Here is a 20,240-nt window from a genome sequence, read left to right as displayed (position 1 = left end):
TCTTACTGCCCATTAAAGTGGGATAAAACGAATTGAGCAAAAAAACTTGCAAAACTAAAAGAGGAGTTGTATATTAATTGATGCATCAAATATTGATATATCAATTAATGTTTTAATAAGTAAGAAGGAGGAATTTTCGAAAACGTGTTATTCAGACGATGTCGGATTTTTATATAAGCTATAATATTAAAGCGAAGATAGAGGGGGCACAATAGTGTGGAAATCATCGCAGCTATTTTAGTCGGGATCGTAGCATTAGAACATTTATTTATCATGATCCTAGAAATGTTTTTTATGAATTCAAAAGTGGCAAAACGTGCTTTTCAATTACCGGAGCATTTAGAAGGAGATCGAAACGTAGCCATTATGTTTGCAAACCAAGGTTTATATAATGGGTTTTTAGCCGTTGGTCTCATTTGGGGACTTATACTTGGTTTCAATTCAATTGGTTATATGGTTCAATTATTCTTTGTAATGTGTGTGGTAGTAGCAGCTCTGTTCGGTGGTTTCACATCTAATAAATCAATTATTGTGAAACAAGGGCTTCCAGCTATATTAGCGTTGATTGCCCTTTTAATTGTGATATAGAACTAAAGCGTTTGTATAAAAGAACTCATTTTTGAAAAATACGTTATTCTTTCTTCCTATAGGCTCATAGGAAAGAATAGCGTATTTTTTCTTTTTAAGGGGGTATATCCTTCAATTTTAATCAAAAATGTAAATTCTTTTTTTAGCGCGATTGTTATGAAAATACGTATTACATTAAGGATTAGAACCGGATTAACGCTTTAAAATATAGAAGGTGGGGAAAATAATGTAAAAAAACTATTGTATGTTTAAAAATCATGTGTTACATTTGTGTTACAAAATAGTTACAAACTGTAACTTATGTTGCGGTTTGTTTTCTTTTGTTTTTCGATATGTTACAAATCGGAGTATGTATCGAATCGTCAGAAGATATATAAAGTTCAAAAAGTTTTTCTGTGTGTATAAGAGTGTGTAGTAAAGAGCCTGGTGAGAACTTTGCGCACATTATTAAAATTCCTTTCTGTCTTTAAAAGAAGAAAACCAACTACCAACTATTTAGGAGTTTTAAGTAATGATAGTAAATGAAATGTACTTCCTTTCCCGCACACAAAGTACATATTTACGCTCAGTCTAATTACTACACAGACTTTTATACATATAAAGCTATTGTTTTAGGGGATATATAGGAGGAGAAAAAATGAAAAAGTTATTAATGGTAATTGGACTTACATTTTTAATGTTAGCTGGATGTAGCAATGGGAATTTTGACAAAGCAATGGATGAAGGAAAGACCGCGTTAACGAATAAAGAGTATAAAAATGCCTTATCATCATTTGAAAAAGCGCTAGATGAGAAGAAAGATGATTCAGATGCAAAGGTGCTTGTAGAACAAACGAAAGTAATGATTGAAGCTGTGAAGTTAAAAGAAGAAACAAAGGTAGAAGAATCAATCAAGTCATTTGAAAAAGTAGAGAACATGAAGAATGGAAATAGTACGTTAGTAAAACAAGCGAAGGAAGAACGAACAGCATTATTAGCTATCGTCGAACAAAAAAAGAAGTATAGCGAGCAACTGGTGAAAAGTGAAGAGTTAATAAATAAGAAAAATTACGCAGAAGCGAAAGATATATTAAATAAGCTAGTTTCAGAAACAAAAGATAACAAAAATCTTGAAGAATATAATAAAAAGGCTTCAGGATTAATTACTAAAATTGGTGAAGCAGAAAAGAATGCAACGGTAGCGAAGGCAGAAAAAACTAATGTAGCAACAAATCAAAAGGTAACAACAGAGAAGCCTCAAAAGGTAGAGACAGAAAAGAACCAAAAGGTAACGACAGAGAAGCCTCAAAAGGTAGAAGCAGAAAAGAACCAAAAGGTAACGGCAGAGAAGCCTCAAAAGGTAGAAGCAGAAAAGAACCAAAAGGTAACGGCAGAGAAGCCTCAAAAAGTAGAAACAGAAAAGAACCAGAAGGTAACGACAGAGAAGAACCAAAAGGTAGAAACAGGAAAGACTCAAGATGCATTTACTTTTGAGAAAGCCAAAGAATATATTAAAAATGAATATAAAGAAGACTATGATTATACGCTAGAAAATACGCAAGTAGAGAATGGAAAGAAATATTATCAAATTAGAGTGCGTACGACATATAAAATAGAAGGCGCAGCTGGATCAGGATTTACTGGCGTATTTAAAGTATTTGAAGATGGTACAATTGTTGAAGTGCACTAAATTAATGGAAAGGTATCCTCAAAGTGTTTGAGGATACCTTTTTAGCATAAAAAAAAGCATCTAGCAAAAGTACTAGATGCAAATAAAAACACAAGGGAAGACAAAATTCTTCCCGTTTCCCGTATGTAATTATATCAAAAAATTTATAAAAAACTAGCTTTATTTTTAATATAATTAATGTGTGAAGCTATGAAAGTATAAGATTACACTATTTTTGTAGTGTTTTGTTGAAAAAGGAGCCACGTATATGATTAATTTTAAACCAGAAAATTTGAACCAACTATTAAAAGTGATGTTAATTAGTGCTAATAAGTCTTATGATGCGATTAAAGAGTATGAATGTACGGGAGAAGCAGTCATATTCTGTGTAGACTTCGAGTATATTGACGTTTCTCTTATGATTGTAGATATGCTAGGAAGATCGGCTTCTAGATTTAACATTTTGCCATTTGCTAAGCCAGATACGAATGAGATAGATTACATTCAGTTTCAAGTGTATTCCATTAATGAAGGGAATTTTAAAGAAGTTCTCGATACGATGTAAAAAACTATAATTTTACAAAAATGTATATACCAACTAATATATAAGTAATAAATTCATATAATTGGAGTGATGAGATGCAGCCGTTAGAAAGGGAGATTCATTCTAATATGCTGAAAGTGTGGCGAATTCATGCTTTAATTGGGGCGGCAGTTATACTAGCAGTCGTAATTGCGTATTTCTTTTTTATGATCAATTTTAATTGGTGGGGTTGGTTGTTTGGCTTGTTAGTCACAGGAGCTATTCTATTTATTCCGCTCGATTATTTTGTATTTCCAAATTTACGTCAGCGCTATTATAGTTACAGATTAAATGAAGAAGAGATTGAGATTCAAAAGGGAATGTTCGTTGTAAAACGTGTGCTTATTCCGATGATTCGTGTGCAGCACGTAACGATTGAACAGGGCCCGATTATGAGAAAGTACAATTTAGCAGAATTACATATTTCAACAGCAGCAACTTCTCATAGTATTCCAGGTTTAACGAAAGAAGAAGCAGAGCAGCTGAAAAGACAAATTGGAGAACTTGCGAAAGTGAGTGATGAGGATGTATAAGAGGCAACATCCGATCACGATTTTATTAGGTATTCGAATTGCGGGTTTATTGCCTTTTATTTTCCTTGTTTTATTTAAATCAGATGGTCAAGTAAAACCTTGGTATTTCTTTCATCTCGTTCTTTTAGCCATATTATTCATTATGGCAATTTTCTCAGCGATAAAATGGTATTTCAAAGTGTACTGGGTCGAAAGTAATATTTTACATATAAAGCACGGTGTGTTCGTTAAGAAAGAAAGTTATTTAAATAAAGAACGTGTGCAAAATATTAGTACGTCTTCTAACATCATTTATCAAGTGCTCGGACTGACGAAATTAAATATTGAAGTGGCAGGCGGCGGTACTGAGCCAGAAGTGATGTTGGCGGGTATTAGAGAAGCAGAAGCGAAGGAACTCATTGCTTTATTACATAAAGAAAGAAGTGTTGTGAGTGAAGAAGGGCCTGCGGAAGAAGGAAGTAAGACGGTATATCAGTTAACATCGAAAGAGATTTTAGCAGCATCTATTACATCTGGTAGATTCGGATTAGTGTTTTCTATGTTAGTCATCCTTTACACAGAGTTTAATCAATTTCTACCAGAATGGCTTATCAATAAAGTAGAAGCGTATGTGATGGATAACGGTGTATATGAATTAATCGTTATGGCGGCGATTTTAATGGCAGTGTCGTGGGTCATTTCAACAGCAGGTTATGCATTAAAATATGCGAACTTTAAAATTGAGCGAAACGGAAATGAAGTTCGCATCGTGCAAGGTTTATTTGATAAGAAAGAGTTTGTTTTAAAATTACACCGTATTCAAGCGATTACGGTGAAAGAAGTCATTCTCCGCCAGCCTTTCGGATATTGCTCTGTCGAAGTAGAAGTCATTCAAAGTATAGAAGCGGCAGGAAATGAAGTGATGTTACATCCTTTTATGAAGAAAAAAGATGTGCAGCAGTTACTCGCATATTTACAGTTGCCGTATGAAATGGAAGCGGAAATCGTTCATTTACCGAAAGCAGCATTACGTCGTTATGTCATCATGGGTTGGATTGCAAGTGCCGTACTCGCTGTGCCAATCATAGGTGCGAGTATATATTTTAAACAAAATATTACGTTATTTACTCTCATACCACTATGTATTATATTTACGTTACTTGCATACGCGCGGTATACAAGTAGTGGTTATATGATACGAGACAATCAGTTAGTCATGGTATACCGAGGGCTCGCGAAATATACAGGAATCATGCGAAGAAGGCATGTGCAAGCAGTCGGATACAGTCAATCGTATTTTCAAAAGAAAGACGAGCTATGTGCAGCTACCGTATCAGTAGCGGGGCATCGTTACAAAGTGAAACATATGCAAAAAGAAGACGCGCTTTGTATATATAATTGGTACAAAGAAAAAGGAAACACCGGTGTGTAACGGTGTTTCCTTTTTGTGTCGTGATTTGTCGATAAGTCGATATATCTCAAAAATCGCTGATATAATTTGAGTTGCGCCGATATATTCGAAAAATCGCCGATATAATTTCATGTACCGTATCCTTGGAGAAACCACGATACAAAAAAACTAAACTAACACATTAAAAGTAGTCACGAAAGACGGACGAGAGAAAATACTCTTTTGCTGTTCTGCATGTGGATGCGCCGGAGCTTGTCCTTCTGCTTGTGCGGGGCGTTTTTTATGAGCATTTTCGAATGAACGTGATTCTGTCCAGTCTTTAAAGTTTTGCTCTGTTTCCCACATCGTTAAGATGACATATGTATCGTTACTTAATGGGCGTAGAACGCGGATTGCTTGGAATCCTGGTTCGTTTTCAATAAGGCCTGCGCGGTTTTTAAAACGGTTTTCAAATACTGGGCGACCTTCGTCTGTTACAGAAATGTTGTTACAAACGATATAGCCAGGTTGGCCTTTAAATTCTCCAACAGCGTCTAGTACGTCATACTGAAGTGATCCTTCTACAGATTCTTCTGTATTTTCTTTATAAAACATATTTTTTTCATCATTTTTTGCAGTGAAATGTGCTTGTTCTAGAGGTGTTTCGTATGAAATAATAGCCTTCATTTTAATGCCCCCTTATTTATTTGTTTCTATTATATCAACTCTCTTAAAAAACTTCGAAGATTATATACATAAAGATACCTCTTTTTCAAATAATAAATGTACCATCATTTGGAAAGAAGGCCGATGTATGAAGAAAGTAAAGTGGACTTTATTAGGTGGGGTAGCAACGCTACTATTAGCGATTGTCCTTTATAAACTAATTGTGTTAGCTGGTGGCTATATGATGGATGAAAAGCAACTCGTTTTCCACTCTTCATCACGTATCGTTGACCAGAAGGGGAAAGAAATTACGAAATTATACGTAGAAAATAGAGACTTGGTGCCAATCGAGCAAATTCCGAAATATGTGCAGCAGGCGTTCGTTGCGGTGGAAGATTCTCGTTTTTATGAGCATCAAGGAATTGATTACCCGTCTATATTTCGTGCTCTTTATAAAGACACGTTAGCTGGAGAGAAGGTCGAAGGCGGTAGCACGATTACGCAGCAACTTGCTAAAAACGTTTTTTTAACTCGTGAAAAAACATTTACGCGTAAGTTGAAGGAAGTCGCAATTTCCCTTCAATTAGAGCAAAAATATACGAAGCAACAAATTCTTGAAATGTATATGAATCATATTTATTTTGGTCATGGAGCTTACGGTATTCAAGCAGCAGCAAAGTTGTATTTTAATAAAAATGTAGAAGATTTAACAGTAGAAGAAGGAGCAATGCTTGCAGGTCTTCCGAAATCGCCAAACGGTTATTCACCTTATTTTTCTCCAGAGAAGAGTAAAGAACGCCGCGATCTCGTATTGTCACTTATGCATAAACAAGGCTATTTGACTGCCGAAGAAAGCGTACGTTATCAAGGAAAGACAATCGCTCTCTATAAAAACTTAGATGAGAATGAGCTCGCATATATGCCGTATATTGATATGGTCATAGATGAAGCAGCACGTTTATACGGATTGTCTCATCAAGAAGTACTTCGCGGAGGGTATACGTTTGTTGTACCGATGGATGAAAAGATTCAAAAGGTAGCGTATAACCAGTTTCAAGATGCAAGAAATTTTCCTGGGAAAGAAGAGGGGGCGCAAGGTGCTTTTTTATTAATGGATAATCGTACAGGCGGCATTAAAGCGGCGATTGGTGGAAGAAAGTACGTTCCGAGAGGGTTCAATCGTGTTTTTGCAAAAAGACAGCCCGGTTCTGTGCTAAAACCACTTATCGTTTATGCGCCAGCACTCGAAACGAAAAAGTATAATCCGTATTCTTTATTAAAGAATGAAAGACATTCTTTTGAAGGGTATGAACCTCGAAATTATAACCATGAGTATTCGAAAGAAATGACGATGTACGATGCGATTGTAGAGTCAGCAAATGTACCAGCAGTTTCTTTATTAAATGAGTTAGGGGTAGAAGAAGGAAAGCAATATTTAGAGAAAGGAAATGTTCACATTGCTGATGCTGGCTTAAGTACAGCGCTTGGCGGATTGAAAAATGGTGTTTCAACATTTGATCTTGTGAAAATGTACCGTGCGTTTTTAGCAAATGGTGATATTATTGAGCCGCACGTTATTGATAAAGTGTTAAATAGACACGGCGCAGTCATTGGAGAATCACCAAAAGTAGAAACGAAAATTTTTTCGAAACAAACGGCATGGTATATGACGAAAATGTTAGAAGGAGTTGTAAAGGAAGGGACAGCGAAAGCCGGTGTATATAACGGAGCGTTAGCTGGGAAAACAGGTACAACTTCCTTACCAAATGACGATAATGGGGCGAGGGATATGTGGTTCGTTGGCTATACGCCAAATTTAGTAGGCGCTGTTTGGATTGGTTATGACCGCATAGATAAAGAGCATCAGTTGCAAGGAGAAAGTGCATCAGCAACAAAATTGTTTAAGAAAATTTTAACGAAAGCAAATGTAGAACAGAAAGAGCAGTTTAGGAAACCAGAAGGTGTGGAAACAATCGGTGCTCCAATTCGGCTGCGCAAGATTGAAGATGTGAAAATGAAATTAGCATTTAGCCCTTTCGGTTTATTTAAAGCGAAATTAAGCTGGACACCACTTCCAGATGAAAGAATTATGTATCATATTTATAGAGTGGAAAATGGAATTCATACGCATGTAGGTACTGTAAATGGTGCCGGGGAATATGAGGAAAAGTTCGTTAACATCTTTTCAAAACTGAGTTTTTACGTTGTACCATATAACACACAAACGAATCGCGAAGGAGAAAAGTCAAAAGTAGCTAAACCATAGTTTTTCTCTGTGTTATAATAAGAATGTTGTGAAAATAGTAAGCGTTTTTAAGAATGTTTGTGTCAATTTAATGAACAACGTACATAATATTATGCATTTTGTTTTTACAAGCTGTATAGTAAAAAAAGATAAATATCGAACGTATTCGAAGCATTGTGGTAAGGAAGGGAGCTAGGGTCTTGGTAAGAACTATAAATGAGACATTTTTAAAAGCATGTAGGGGGGAACGTACTGATTATGTACCAGCGTGGTATATGCGTCAAGCAGGTCGTTCGCAGCCGGAATATAGAAAGATAAAAGAAAAGTATTCTTTATTTGAAATTACACATAATCCAGAGTTATGTGCTTACGTTACAAAACTGCCAGTTGATCAATATAACGTAGACGCAGCAATTCTTTATAAAGATATTATGTCACCACTACCTGCAATTGGCGTGGATGTAGAAATTAAATCAGGTATTGGCCCAGTTATTGATAATCCAATCCGTTCTTTACAAGACGTAGAAAAACTAGGGGAAATCAATCCAGAAGATGACGTACCGTACATATTAGATACAATTCGTTTATTAACGACAGAAATGTTAGACGTACCGTTAATCGGTTTTTCAGGAGCTCCATTTACATTAGCGAGCTATATGATTGAAGGCGGTCCATCTCGTAACTACCATAATACGAAAGCGTTCATGTATGCAGAGCCAAAAGCTTGGTTCGCATTAATGGATAAACTAGCAGATATGGTTATTACATATTTAAAAGCGCAAATTAACGCAGGAGCAAAAGCAGTTCAAATTTTCGATTCTTGGGTTGGAACAGTAAACGTAGCAGATTACCGCGTATTTATCAAACCAGCAATGGAGCGTATTTTTGCAGAAATTCGCACGATGGGTGTACCGATGATTATGCACGGCGTAGGAGCTGCACACTTAGTAAATGAATGGCACGACTTACCGCTTGATGTAGTCGGTTTAGACTGGCGTTTACCAATTGAAGAAGCACGTGCACGCGGCGTTCACAAGGCGGTACAAGGTAATATGGATCCTTCGTTCTTACTTGCACCATGGTCTGTTATTGAAGAACATGTAAAAGGTATTTTAGATCAAGGGATGAAACAGCCGGGTTATATCTTTAACTTAGGTCACGGTGTATTCCCAGAAGTAAATCCAGATACATTAAAACGTTTAACTACATTTATTCATGAATACTCTAAAGGGCAGTTAGCGAAGTAAAGGAGAATTGCTGTATGAAAAAGAAAATTGGTTTGCTTGTAATGGCATACGGAACGCCATATAAAGAAGAAGATATTGAACGTTACTATACACATATTCGCAGAGGAAGAAAGCCAAGTCCTGAAATGCTAGAAGATTTAACAGAGCGTTACCGTGCAATTGGTGGTATTTCTCCTTTAGCTACTATTACATTAGAGCAAGCTAAGAAGTTAGAGAAGCGTTTAAATGAAGTACAAGATGAAGTCGAGTACCATATGTATCTTGGCTTAAAACATATTGAACCGTTTATTGAAGATGCGGTGAAAGATATGCATAACGACGGTATACAAGATGCAATCGCACTTGTTCTTGCGCCGCACTATTCTACGTTTAGCGTAAAATCATACGTTGGACGAGCACAAGAAGAAGCTGAGAAACTTGGAAACTTAACAATTCATGGCATCGATAGCTGGTATAAAGAACCGAAATTTATCCAGTACTGGGTTGATGCAGTGAAAGGTATATATAACGGTATGTCAGACGCAGAACGTGAAAAAGCAGTATTAATCGTATCAGCTCATAGCTTACCAGAAAAAATTATCGCAATGGGCGATCCATATCCAGATCAATTAAATGAAACAGCGGACTATATTGCAAGAGGCGCTGAAGTAGCAAACTATGCAGTAGGTTGGCAAAGTGCAGGAAACACACCAGATCCTTGGATTGGTCCAGATGTACAAGATTTAACGAGAGAACTAAATGAAAAGCACGGTTATACTTCATTCGTATATGCACCAGTTGGATTTGTTGCGGAACATTTAGAAGTTTTATATGACAACGACTTTGAGTGTAAAGTTGTAACAGATGAAATTGGCGCGAAATATTATCGTCCAGAAATGCCAAATGCATCGGATGCATTTATTGACTGCTTAACAGATGTTGTAGTAAAGAAAAAAGAATCTGTACTGTAAGAAGAAAGGGGGAGCCTGCTTGAGGAAAAAAGTTGTGATCATCGGCGGAGGCATCACTGGATTAACAGCAATGTATAACTTACAAAAAAATATTCATGAAAAAAACTTGCCGATTGATACATTACTGATAGAAGCATCGGGTAAACTTGGCGGAAAAATTCAAACCGTTCGAAAAGATGGATTTACAATTGAACGCGGACCGGATTCTTTCTTAGCACGAAAAGAAAGTGCAGCTAGATTAGCGAAAGAATTAGGTCTTGGCGATGAACTTGTAAATAATGAGGCCGGTCAATCATTTATCCTCGTAAACAATCGGTTACATAAAATGCCGAGCGGATCAATGATGGGAATTCCAACGCAAATTACGCCGTTTCTATTCTCCGGGCTGTTCTCCCCAATTGGTAAACTAAGAGCTGGTTTTGATCTATTAATGCCAAGATCAAAACCAGTATCTGACCAATCACTCGGGCACTTTTTCAGACATCGCCTCGGAAATGAAGTGGTTGAAAATTTAATAGAACCATTACTATCGGGTATTTATGCAGGGGATATTGATGAAATGAGCTTAATGTCAACATTCCCGCAAATGTATCAAATTGAGCAGAAACATCGCAGTATTTCACTCGGTATGCGTACGCTCGCTCCGAAAGAAGAGAAAGCTGAACTGAAAAAAGGAATCTTCCAAACAGTGAAAACAGGTTTAGAATCTATTGTAGAATCTCTCGAAGCAAAGATGCATGAAGGTACGATAATAAAGGGAACTCGCATTGAAAAAGTTGCAAAACAGGGTGATGGCTATACGATTACTCTTAGTAACGGAAAAGAAATAGAAGCGGACGCGGTCGTAGTGGCAAGTTCACATAAAGTATTGCCATCTATGTTTGCACAGTACAAGCAGTTTCGTTTCTTCCGCAATATTCCGTCCACATCAGTTGCGAATGTAGCAATGGCTTTCCCGAAATCAGCCATTCAGCGAGATATTGATGGTACAGGATTTGTTGTCTCTCGAAATAGTGATTACACAATTACAGCATGTACGTGGACGCATAAAAAGTGGCCACATACAACGCCAGAAGGAAAAACGCTTCTTCGATGTTACGTTGGACGACCTGGTGATGAAGCGGTTGTAGAACAAACAGAAGAGGAACTCGTTCAGCTTGTACTAGAAGACTTACGAAAGACGATGGATATTACAGAGAATCCAGAGTTTACAGTCGTAAGCCGTTGGAAAGAAGCAATGCCCCAATATACAGTAGGCCATAACGAGCGAATGAAGAAACTCACAACATTTATGGAGAAAGAGTTGCCAGGTATATACTTGGCAGGTAGTTCTTACGCTGGATCTGGTCTGCCGGACTGTATTGATCAAGGTGAGAAGGCTGCAAAACGTGTACTCTCTCATTTGGAGAAAGTAATGAATACGGAATTAATCGCACAATAAAGAGAAACGCCTTCAATCATATTGAAGGCGTTTTGTTACTTATTCACCAATAAACATATATAAGTTATTTGGCTTTATAACGGCATCTCCTGCATAAATAACCCATTCTGTTAAGTCATCAAAATCTAAATGATAACTATTTCCTTCACTCATATCTTCTATAAAATATGGTTCATTAATGAGTATTCCTTGAATAAAGTCTTCGGTAATATGTTGCATTTCAAACCACATATGCTCGCTTTTACCCTCTTCATAGGAAACGCCAAACTTAGCGAGAAAACGAAACTCCTCATTTGATTGTTCAATTTGAAAAATGTTGCTGAAATACCCGAAAGTATTTTTTGCATTGTAAGCCATACGAGCCGTTTCACTATTTGTTTTATAGAACATGAGCCCTGTAGCTTCCTCGTGTTCTTTGAAAAAGCTTTCGATACATTCTTCTGAAGTATCAAATTTGAACAAGAGAACAGATGGCGATTGATGGTATTCATCTCGGTCATCCATCCCGCCTAAGAATGTGTTTTGTGCATCTATTGGTTGTAGCTTCACTTCTTCATCCTCAATTGAAGATAATTGATCTATACTCGTTTTATGCCCAATATAAGATAAACCTTTTTCCCACGGCACAGCTACTGTATGTATAGAACCTTGCTGACTATGTGCGATAACGATAGGCTCATTCATAGGGACTTGTCCATTTTCAACGGCATTATTCGCAAATGTTTGAAAGAGGTCACCAATGCCATAGTAGGAAGAAATGCGATTTGGAATAATTAATTCTATTTCTGTTACGCCCGCTCTTAAAAGGCCGTGTGTATGAAACCAATATTGCGTAGGCTCGCCTTCTTTATCGTCTTCATAAACGGAATGAATAACGTACAAGTCAGGAATGTCAGGTAATAATTCATTTTCAACGTGATATTCAATATAGCTTCTAGATATTACCTTCATTGCTGCACTTGAATCAATTACGAATAACAAATCTGGCGCAAGGTTCCATAAAAACTGTAACTGCTGGAAAAAGCAGTTCAGTACATCGCCTACAAATAGCGTACGGGTGAAAATTTCAGTACCATAAGCCGCATCTTCAAAAGTACGGTCTACGATTGTGGAATCTTGTCTATTGTATAGTTTGTATTCTTCTGGGTCATCCGTTTCATCAATATGCAGTTCATACGGTATGACTTTTTCATCGATGTGTAACTCAACAATAAGGCTTGTCTCATCACTATAAACAATTTTTAACTCATCAACTTTAGTAGCGATAGTTTCTAGCCGTTGTTTTAACTGCTCAATTGTAATTCTAGTCGGTATAACAGCAATCATATCTGAAAAATGACGTTCTAATGTTCCATTCATAGCTGCGCGGTATGTTTCTGTCTGTACTTCCATCCAATCACTCCTATTCAAATGAATCCATTTTACATGCCAACTAAATTTCGATATTTCTATTTTTTCTCTTTCATATTATAAAACGCATTCGTAGAAGGTGTAAAATTATTATTTTGTATTATAGTTTGAAAGCTTGTAAATTAAATAAATTTTTTGTAAAACTTGTCGAAATATCATTCTATATAACGAATCATTTGATATGATAGAAATGCTGAGAAAATATGAAATAGGGAGAGGGAAATGGCTGTGAAGAAATTGTTAAGTGTCTTTTTATTATTTATACTATTGCTTTCATTTACTGGAACTTTAGTACAAGCAGAAGAAACGACTTCTATGTCAGTAGAAAAAGCAATTCAAGTTTTTAAGCAGCAAGGGAAAACGAAGGGGATCGTGGAAGGATATATCGTTGGATATACGCAAAGTCCTTCTAAGTACACGAAAGATCCGGCTAAGTTTGATGATACAAATGTGGCAATTGCGGATTCGCCAAATGAAACGGATCCAGACAAAATTATGCCTGTTCAGTTGCCAAAAGGCGATGTGAGAGCGGCAGTGAATGTAAAAGATCATCCTGAAAATATCGGGAAGAAAGTTAGTTTAACAGGGACTCTTGAATTATATTTTAGTAGCCCAGGTTTAAAATCAGTAACATCTCATAAGTTTCAAGGGGAAGAACAAAACCGTGTTAGTGATGTAGTAGCTTCACCGAATGGAGGAGAAGTTGCGAAAGGAACAGCAGTAACGTTAACAACGAATACAGAAGGAGCAACAATCTACTATACGTTAGATGGCTCAAACCCTACAAATAAAAGCGTTCGTTATAACGGACAAATTATCGTGAATGAAAATAGTGTAATGAAAGCAATTGCAGAGAAAGAAGGGCTTACTTCTTCAGCAATTTCAACTTTTTCATTTGTTATCGTAAACAATGAACCGGTTCGTATTCATGATATTCAAGGGAAATCACATCTTTCCCCTTACAACGGGAAGAAAGTATACAATGTGGAAGGCGTTGTAACAGCGCTTGATAAAAATGGTTTTTATATAGAAGATAATCAGCCAGATAATGATCCAGCTACTTCAGAAGGTATGTATGTGTACAAAAAAGATGCGAATGTAGCAGTAGGAGATCTTATTCAAGTTGATGGAGTAGTAGAAGAATATGTTGGGCCTGGATATGCAGAAAGGTTTGACACAGACTTAACGACGACTGAAATTAAAGCGAGCCGCGTTGCTGTAATCGCAAAAAATCAAGATTTACCAGCACCGATTGTACTTGGAGAAAACGGTGTGAAAATTCCTGATCAAATTATCGATAATGATGCATTTGGTTTATTTGATCCAAATGAAGATGCAATCGATTTTTATGAAAGTATAGAAGGTATGCGCGTTACGATGCCAACGCCAAAAATTATTGCACCTCAGAAAAACGGGAATTTATATGTAACCGTGAAAAATGGCGGGAATAAAGTCGTAACGAAATATGGTACACCTGTATTAGATGAAAATCAATTAAACCCAGAGCGTCTTTCTGTAAAAGTACCTCGTGATTATGTAGCAAAAGTAGGAGATACTTTCACTGGAGATATAACAGGAGTAGTTGGATATGATTACGGTGCGTTCCGCATTGCGCCAATAACGGAATTACCATCTGTAGTAGACGGCGGATTTAAGCAAATAGGAGCAAATATTCAGCCGCGTCTTGATAAATTAACGGTTGCTACATATAATATTGAAAACTTCTCGGCGAATAAAAAAGAAACAACAGATGAAAAAGTAAAAGCGTTAGCGTATTCTATTAAATACAATTTAAAAATGCCGGATATTATCGGTGTAGAGGAAATGCAAGATAATAACGGAACGGTTAATGACGGTACAACAGATGCTTCGTTAAGCGCAAAACGTATCATTGATGCAGTGCTAGAAATTCGCGGGCCAAAGTATGAGTATGTAGAAATTGCTCCGAATAATAATCTAGACGGGGGAGCACCAGGAGCTAACATTCGCGTCGGGTTCTTCTATAACCCATCACGCGTGAAATTAGCGACAGTACCGAAGTTGCTTGATAAAAATGTCGTTCGCATTGGAGACGAAAATCCATTGTTTGAAAGTACACGTAAACCGTTAGCGGCAGAATTTACGTTCCAAGGACAAAATTTAGTTGTTGTTGCAAATCACTTAAACTCAAAAATAGGAGATGCAACACCATTTGGAAAAGTACAGCCGCTCGTATTAAAAAGTGAAGAAAAACGAGTTCAATTAGCACAAGAAGTAAATCATTTCGTACAAGGAATTCAGAAAAAGAACACGAATGCACCAGTTGTTGTGTTAGGGGATATGAACGATTTTGAGTTTGCTAAACCACTAAAAGCACTAGAAGGAACAATCTTGAAAAATATGTTAAACACAGTGCCGAAAGAAAATCGCTACACGTATATTCATGAAGGAAATGCACAAGTGCTAGATCATATTTTAGTAACAAACAACATCGCACCACACACAATTGTAGACCCAGTACACTTAAACTCAAACATTATGAAAGAACACGGACGTGTAAGTGATCACGACCCAGTACTTGCTCAAATTGATTTGAAGAAGGCATCTTAAAGTAGGGGAACGCTTAGGTAACTAAGCGTTCTTTTTTGTTTTTGCATCGTCATATAATTACAAAGAATATATTCCTTTTTTTATAAAAATATATAATTAATTGGAAATTCAGATTATTTGAAAGGAGGTGTACATGTATGGTAGCCCAACTAAACGGGAAATTAATGAATCAACTAGCGATTTTTTTTAGCATTTTTATAATCATTAAGTTTGTAGCTGATGTAACAGGTCTTACGCAATTGCTAGGTATGTATTATTTAGGCACACTAAGCACAAACATCGTTTATACGTTATTCGGTCTAGCGGTGATTTGTACTATATTGGGCATTAAAAAGGAATTAAGTAAGTATGCAATTATTTCAGTATGTTTAGTGGTAGGTATTAAAGCGATTTATTTTGTAGCGGTCGTTATTTTATGGGGATTGGCTGGTACGCCGTAAAGGGGGGGGGGATGATATGAATAGTGAAAATATACGATTGATACATGTAAATGATAATAAGAGCGTAATTCTCTAATCTAAATTAGGGAATTACGCTCTTATTCGTTCAATGATTTAGTCTGAAATTACTTGAAACGCTTTTCTACATCGATCTCTTTTTTGCAGTCTTCTTTTATATTTTTTTCTATCACGTTTTACTCCTTGTATATACATAAGTAAGCTAACGAAAAAGAAGAAAGCACATTGCATCATTAAAATATATGGTGACATGCCTTGCAATGGTTGCTTTGGGTCATATAAATGAATAGGTGCCCCACCTATTGTAGGGAATATTGTATTTAGTAGGACGTACGGAATGGAGTTAACTGCAAATGGAAATAGAATCGCCATATAGTCTTTTTGTGACCATGCAGATGCAGCAAGTCCTAAGAGGGCCATTAAACCTGCAAATAAAAAATTAATTCCAATATATACCGTAATGTAAGTGAGAGGCGCATCGAAGTATAGGTTTGCGAACATTCCATCCTCATTTATGATGCCAGAACCAATCGTAGGTGTTCCGTCTGGAATTGTTAATTTGCAAAATAATAACGATAAGATGAATGGAAAGGTATAAAGAAATCCTCCGCAAAAAAACGTAACGATATATTTCGTTACTGAATAAGGAAATAAAGAAATTCCTTTGCTCACGAACGGTTTAAAACCATCTGACTTATCGGAATTGTAACTTGTACTAAAGGGGAAACTCGCAATAACTGGCATTAATAATAAATAAACATCCATTTCATTATCACGAAATCCAATCCATTTTATATCTGTTGATATAGGTCCGCTTGCAGCGTCCCCTAAATAACGAATGACATAATAATAATGATAAATACAAATAAGAACGAATCCACTAAACATAATAATTAAAGAAACACGATTACAAAAAGCTTGCTTTATATTTAAACGAAGTGCACGCATCATGACTGAAAAAGCCTCCACTGTTTTGATAAAGTGAAGCTTTAATCAGTGGGGGCTTCATCCCCCACTGATTATTAGTCTTCACCAATCGGACTTTTATGGGCAGTTGATTCCCCACCTAAATTCTTTGCTTTCGCTGAATTTTGAGGTGGGGGTCTTACTGCCCATTAAAGTCGGATAAACTTGTCTATTTTCTATATTACTATTAAATGTAAAGATTTTCTTGTTTTTTTATTTGATTATTTGAAAAAAGAGAAATTTGTTGTTGGGAAGTAAGGTTTAGTTGAAATTAGTTTTTTCTAAAATATGGTTGACAATTAAGTATTACATTTGTAATCTTAGTTATAGATTACAAATGTAATACAAGGGAGTGAAATATATTATGACAAATCAATTACCTAAAATATCTGAAGCAGAATTAGAAATTATGAAAGTACTTTGGTCGAAATTTCCACAAACAGCGAATGAAATTATAGAAGAACTGGAAGATGCAATGGACTGGAAACCGAAAACAATCCGTACATTAATTAATCGGTTAGTACAAAAGGAAGCTGTTTCTTACCATCAAGATAAAGGACGTATGTACGCTTATTATCCGTTAGTATCACAAGATAATTATTTGCAAGTGGAAACAAAATCTTTACTAAAGCGTTTTTGCGGTGCGGCGTTTAAGCCATTACTTGTTAATTTCTTAAAAGAGGAGAAATTATCTTCAGAAGATATTAATGAATTAAAACGCATTTTAGATGAGAAGACAGAGGAGAACAAGAGGAAGGATCGATAAAAATGATAGACATGCTTATAAATGTATACCTTCCTCATTTTTTTGATTGGCTTATAGAAACGTCACTTATGGCTAGCATATTAGTAGGGTTTATTTTATGTATAAAAATACTATTTAGAAATAAATTAGCACCCCGGTGGCAATATATGCTGTGGATTGTATTAATGATTAGACTCCTTTTACCATGGTCACCAGATAGTTCTTATAACATTTATTCATTACTTTCTTATCGTTCTAGCGTATCGGAAGTTTTTCCTAAAAATATGCCGTCTACGGAGAGTATAGTGAATATAGAAAGCGACCGTACAGTGGAATTAAATTCTAAAATGGTGACAAAAACTAGCGAACCGGAAGTAGAAGTCAGTTTGGGACAACAGACTCCATTTTCTTTATACAAACTTGCTATGTATGTTTGGTTAGCTGGAGTAATCTTATTAGCAGTTATAACGTTTATTACAAATAGACGTTTATATTCTTGCATAAAGAAACAACCGGATATTACGGATGAACAGGTCGTTACGGTGTTTAATCGCTGTAAGCAGTCTATGAAAATGAAGAAGGTAGTTTCATTACGTTTAGCAGGAAAGATTGCGAGTCCAACTGTGTTTAGTTTCTTTCGCCCAAAAGTATTACTATCAAAAAAACATATGAAAGTATTAAACGAGCAACAATTACAACATGTTTTTTACCATGAGTTAGCTCATATTAAAAGAAACGATGTAGCTGTAAATTGGATTATGTATAGCTTAATTCTATTAAATTGGTTCAATCCGATTCTTTGGTACGCCTATTTTTGTATGCGAGAAGATCAAGAATTAGCCTGTGATGCATATGCGCTTACTTTTATAGATAAAGAGGAGCAAATTGCATATGGTCATACAATTATTACCCTTTTAGAACACTACTCCTATCAAGCACCAAGCCTAGCAAATTTAAGTAGAAATAAACGAACACTAAAAAGGAGAATCGTTATGATTAAAAAGTTCCAGAAGAAATCGTATCGTCTTTCTTTACTCGGAGTTATTGTCATAGTTGCTATAGCATCTCTTTCTTTATTTAATGCACGTACAACGGAAGGAAAGGAAAAGCAAGAGGATAAAGTAGAGCAGTCAAAGGATGCTTTCCAAAATGCTGTAGATATGCTGTATGGTACAGAAGAAAATGCGAAAAAAGAATATCATTATTCAGCAAGAGTGTATGAAGAAAAGACAGATTACTTATATTTAGCTGAAAAAGCTTTAACAAAAGATGAATTCCAGCAGTACATAAAATTATCTAAAAAAATTATTAATATACAGAAAAAAGGTGCTCCGAGAGATTCTGACTACGAGTCAACAGTTTTTAGAGAAGAGCGTTTATCAAAAGCAGATCGTGACAAATTATATGCACTTTATGATCAAGCAAAACCATTTGATGACAAAGTATACGAATCTTTAAATTACACGGTAAAGGAAGCGCAACAACATGTTGATTTTCAAATTAAGAAGCCAACGTACACAATTGAAGGATACAATCTGAAGGATGAAAATGTAGGTTATTTTATTAAGAGAAGACCTGAATTAATTATTGAATTAGAGTATACAAACGGAAAAGGAAACTATACAATTTATCAATCACAAGTATTTGGAGAAAGTAAAGATCCATTTAGTCACCAGTTTGTAGTACCTGAAAATATAGAACAGTATGAATTAGAAAGGAATCAAATATTCTACGCTACTGATCACTCGGATAGTAATTTACAAGGTATGAAGATGATTGTTCCAGCAAAAGGGAAAAATAGTGCATACCAAGTTGTTATTATTAATCATAGTTTAGAGCGTCAAGGAGAAGCAGTATTTGATAAAAATGTAAATAAGGAAGAGTTAGAGAAGATTATGATTTCTATGTTGAAATAATAAAAAGGTGTTCTAGAGATGTATATCTTAAGAACACCTTTTCCTTTTCTCTTTTCTTCTGATAAACTATGGACAGTATGATATAACTTGACTGGAATTTTTTATACTGGAAATAATAAAAAAGAGAACTTGTATACAATGTAAGCGTGTGGTAATATCAAAGATGTACTAATTGACTATATTATCCAATTGGTCATTTTTGGAGGTGACGATGTGGCGATAGATCGAAAACGTTCTATTATTGAGGCTGCAACAAAGTCTTTTTCAGCATTCGGTTATAAAGCAACAACGATGGATCAAGTAGCGAAGTTAGCGAATGTAGGAAAAGGGACGATTTATACTTTTTTCAAAAATAAAGAAGAGCTATTTGGCGAGATTATTTCTAATTTAATTACAGAAATGAAGCAAGTTGCAGAAAATGCAATTCGTTCAGATGTTTCATTTTTTGAAAATGTACATAGAGCATTATATAGCATATTAGAATTCAGAAAAGAACATCAGCTCATGATTAAGTTAATTCAAGAAGAGCGCGATATGGGAACGAAAGAAGTACAAGAAGTGATGCAACAAGTAGATGTGGAAATCGTTTCTGTCATTCAATCGTATTTAAAGATTGCGATTGATAAAGGTGAAATTAGCAAATGTGATCCAGAAATTACAGCATTTATTATGCTTCGCTTATATGTATCGCTTATTTTTGATTGGGAAAAAAATCATGAACCGCTAGAAAAAGAAAAAATTGCAGAATTATTTGAACTTTATTTATTAAAAGGATTGTCAAACTAAGATAATCCTTTTATTATTATAAAAAGTGACCAATTGAACAAAATGGTCATACGTTTAATTTAGGGGGGATAATAGAAATATTCACTTCATATTAAGAAAC

At 35.7% G+C, this 20,240-nt stretch carries 17 protein-coding genes; 14 read left to right on the top strand and 3 right to left on the bottom strand.

The annotated features are described in order from the left end of the window. Positions 1-216: 216 nt before the first annotated feature. The 5 genes from QCI73_RS21755 (at position 217) to QCI73_RS21735 (ending at position 4,763) form a co-directional block, all read left to right on the top strand. Positions 217-588 (top strand): DUF1304 domain-containing protein, encoded by a 372-nt coding sequence (locus tag QCI73_RS21755; protein WP_071729451.1) that lies wholly within the window; start codon positions 217-219, stop codon positions 586-588. 637 nt (positions 589-1,225) lie between these two features. After that, positions 1,226-2,257, top strand: a complete 1,032-nt coding sequence (locus QCI73_RS21750; protein ID WP_353823712.1) for a hypothetical protein — start codon at positions 1,226-1,228, stop codon at positions 2,255-2,257. Positions 2,258-2,504: 247 nt separating this feature from the next. Further along, positions 2,505-2,801: a hypothetical protein gene (locus tag QCI73_RS21745; RefSeq protein WP_049111520.1), complete on the top strand. Its 297-nt coding sequence runs from the start codon at positions 2,505-2,507 to the stop codon at positions 2,799-2,801. A gap of 74 nt (positions 2,802-2,875) precedes the next feature. Then, positions 2,876-3,352, top strand: a complete 477-nt coding sequence (locus QCI73_RS21740) for a PH domain-containing protein (protein WP_001182705.1) — start codon at positions 2,876-2,878, stop codon at positions 3,350-3,352. Next, entirely contained in the window at positions 3,345-4,763 is a 1,419-nt protein-coding gene (locus QCI73_RS21735) for a PH domain-containing protein (RefSeq protein WP_353823711.1), read from the top strand. Before QCI73_RS21740 ends, QCI73_RS21735 begins: the two co-directional genes overlap by 8 nt. A gap of 147 nt (positions 4,764-4,910) precedes the next feature. Here QCI73_RS21735 and hmoB read toward each other — a convergent pair whose 3' ends face one another. Then, positions 4,911-5,408: a heme-degrading monooxygenase HmoB gene (hmoB, locus tag QCI73_RS21730; RefSeq protein WP_262725689.1), complete on the bottom strand. Its 498-nt coding sequence runs from the start codon at positions 5,406-5,408 to the stop codon at positions 4,911-4,913. A 127-nt stretch (positions 5,409-5,535) separates the two neighbouring features. Here hmoB and QCI73_RS21725 point away from each other — a divergent pair, with 127 nt between their 5' ends. The 4 genes from QCI73_RS21725 to hemY all read left to right on the top strand — a co-directional run bounded on the left by QCI73_RS21725 (position 5,536) and on the right by hemY (position 11,270). Next, a complete protein-coding gene (locus QCI73_RS21725; protein ID WP_353823710.1) occupies positions 5,536-7,653 on the top strand; it encodes a transglycosylase domain-containing protein in 2,118 nt (705 codons plus the stop codon). A gap of 179 nt (positions 7,654-7,832) precedes the next feature. Continuing rightward, a complete protein-coding gene (hemE, locus tag QCI73_RS21720; RefSeq protein WP_353823709.1) occupies positions 7,833-8,879 on the top strand; it encodes a uroporphyrinogen decarboxylase in 1,047 nt (348 codons plus the stop codon). A gap of 14 nt (positions 8,880-8,893) precedes the next feature. Beyond that, positions 8,894-9,829 carry a ferrochelatase gene (gene hemH / locus QCI73_RS21715; RefSeq protein WP_000726777.1) on the top strand — a complete coding sequence of 312 codons (936 nt, stop codon included), beginning with the start codon at positions 8,894-8,896 and terminating at the stop codon, positions 9,827-9,829. Positions 9,830-9,848: 19 nt separating this feature from the next. After that, positions 9,849-11,270, top strand: coding sequence for a protoporphyrinogen oxidase (gene hemY, locus QCI73_RS21710; protein WP_262725692.1), 1,422 nt, complete (start codon positions 9,849-9,851; stop codon positions 11,268-11,270). A 39-nt stretch (positions 11,271-11,309) separates the two neighbouring features. Here hemY and QCI73_RS21705 read toward each other — a convergent pair whose 3' ends face one another. Next, complete coding sequence (locus QCI73_RS21705; RefSeq protein ID WP_353823708.1) at positions 11,310-12,662, bottom strand: DUF4026 domain-containing protein; 1,353 nt, start codon at positions 12,660-12,662, stop codon at positions 11,310-11,312. 240 nt (positions 12,663-12,902) lie between these two features. On the opposite strand from QCI73_RS21705, the gene QCI73_RS21700 reads away from it, so the two are divergent. Both QCI73_RS21700 and QCI73_RS21695 read left to right on the top strand, forming a co-directional pair. Then, positions 12,903-15,269, top strand: a complete 2,367-nt coding sequence (locus QCI73_RS21700; protein WP_262725694.1) for a DUF6359 domain-containing protein — start codon at positions 12,903-12,905, stop codon at positions 15,267-15,269. Between the two features lie 137 nt (positions 15,270-15,406). Next, entirely contained in the window at positions 15,407-15,709 is a 303-nt protein-coding gene (locus QCI73_RS21695) for a hypothetical protein (RefSeq protein ID WP_327923478.1), read from the top strand. A gap of 114 nt (positions 15,710-15,823) precedes the next feature. Here the strand turns inward: QCI73_RS21695 and QCI73_RS21690 are convergent, their stop codons facing one another. Continuing rightward, on the bottom strand, positions 15,824-16,678 hold the full coding sequence (locus tag QCI73_RS21690) for a hypothetical protein (RefSeq protein WP_048554072.1): 855 nt from the start codon (positions 16,676-16,678) through the stop codon (positions 15,824-15,826). Positions 16,679-17,057: 379 nt separating this feature from the next. Here QCI73_RS21690 and QCI73_RS21685 point away from each other — a divergent pair, with 379 nt between their 5' ends. The 3 genes from QCI73_RS21685 (at position 17,058) to QCI73_RS21675 (ending at position 20,140) form a co-directional block, all read left to right on the top strand. Further along, positions 17,058-17,459: a BlaI/MecI/CopY family transcriptional regulator gene (locus QCI73_RS21685; protein ID WP_071729470.1), complete on the top strand. Its 402-nt coding sequence runs from the start codon at positions 17,058-17,060 to the stop codon at positions 17,457-17,459. Between the two features lie 2 nt (positions 17,460-17,461). Next, positions 17,462-19,354 (top strand): M56 family metallopeptidase, encoded by a 1,893-nt coding sequence (locus tag QCI73_RS21680; RefSeq protein ID WP_353823707.1) that lies wholly within the window; start codon positions 17,462-17,464, stop codon positions 19,352-19,354. Between the two features lie 213 nt (positions 19,355-19,567). After that, positions 19,568-20,140 (top strand): TetR/AcrR family transcriptional regulator, encoded by a 573-nt coding sequence (locus QCI73_RS21675; RefSeq protein ID WP_000963375.1) that lies wholly within the window; start codon positions 19,568-19,570, stop codon positions 20,138-20,140. The last annotated feature ends 100 nt before the right edge of the window (positions 20,141-20,240 follow it).

Origin of the sequence: Bacillus cereus group sp. MG16 (genome assembly GCF_040459875.1) — a bacterium.
In the GTDB taxonomy this organism is placed as follows: Bacteria; Bacillota; Bacilli; order Bacillales; family Bacillaceae_G; genus Bacillus_A; species Bacillus_A paranthracis.
Note: the sequence above shows the minus strand (reverse complement) of the source record. Positions and strands in the feature narration are given on the sequence as shown.

What these genes read in the sequence shown, in the direction of transcription:
- QCI73_RS21750 (WP_353823712.1), top strand. Translation starts at nt 1,226, where the DNA reads ATGAAAAAGTTATTAATGGTAATTGGACTTACATTTTTAATGTTAGCT.
- QCI73_RS21745 (WP_049111520.1), top strand. Translation starts at nt 2,505, where the DNA reads ATGATTAATTTTAAACCAGAAAATTTGAACCAACTATTAAAAGTGATG.
- QCI73_RS21740 (WP_001182705.1), top strand. Translation starts at nt 2,876, where the DNA reads ATGCAGCCGTTAGAAAGGGAGATTCATTCTAATATGCTGAAAGTGTGG.
- QCI73_RS21735 (WP_353823711.1), top strand. Translation starts at nt 3,345, where the DNA reads ATGTATAAGAGGCAACATCCGATCACGATTTTATTAGGTATTCGAATT.
- hmoB (WP_262725689.1), bottom strand. Translation starts at nt 5,408, where the DNA reads ATGAAGGCTATTATTTCATACGAAACACCTCTAGAACAAGCACATTTC.
- QCI73_RS21725 (WP_353823710.1), top strand. Translation starts at nt 5,536, where the DNA reads ATGAAGAAAGTAAAGTGGACTTTATTAGGTGGGGTAGCAACGCTACTA.
- hemH (WP_000726777.1), top strand. Translation starts at nt 8,894, where the DNA reads ATGAAAAAGAAAATTGGTTTGCTTGTAATGGCATACGGAACGCCATAT.
- QCI73_RS21705 (WP_353823708.1), bottom strand. Translation starts at nt 12,662, where the DNA reads ATGGAAGTACAGACAGAAACATACCGCGCAGCTATGAATGGAACATTA.
- QCI73_RS21700 (WP_262725694.1), top strand. Translation starts at nt 12,903, where the DNA reads ATGGCTGTGAAGAAATTGTTAAGTGTCTTTTTATTATTTATACTATTG.
- QCI73_RS21695 (WP_327923478.1), top strand. Translation starts at nt 15,407, where the DNA reads ATGGTAGCCCAACTAAACGGGAAATTAATGAATCAACTAGCGATTTTT.
- QCI73_RS21690 (WP_048554072.1), bottom strand. Translation starts at nt 16,678, where the DNA reads ATGATGCGTGCACTTCGTTTAAATATAAAGCAAGCTTTTTGTAATCGT.
- QCI73_RS21685 (WP_071729470.1), top strand. Translation starts at nt 17,058, where the DNA reads ATGACAAATCAATTACCTAAAATATCTGAAGCAGAATTAGAAATTATG.
- QCI73_RS21680 (WP_353823707.1), top strand. Translation starts at nt 17,462, where the DNA reads ATGATAGACATGCTTATAAATGTATACCTTCCTCATTTTTTTGATTGG.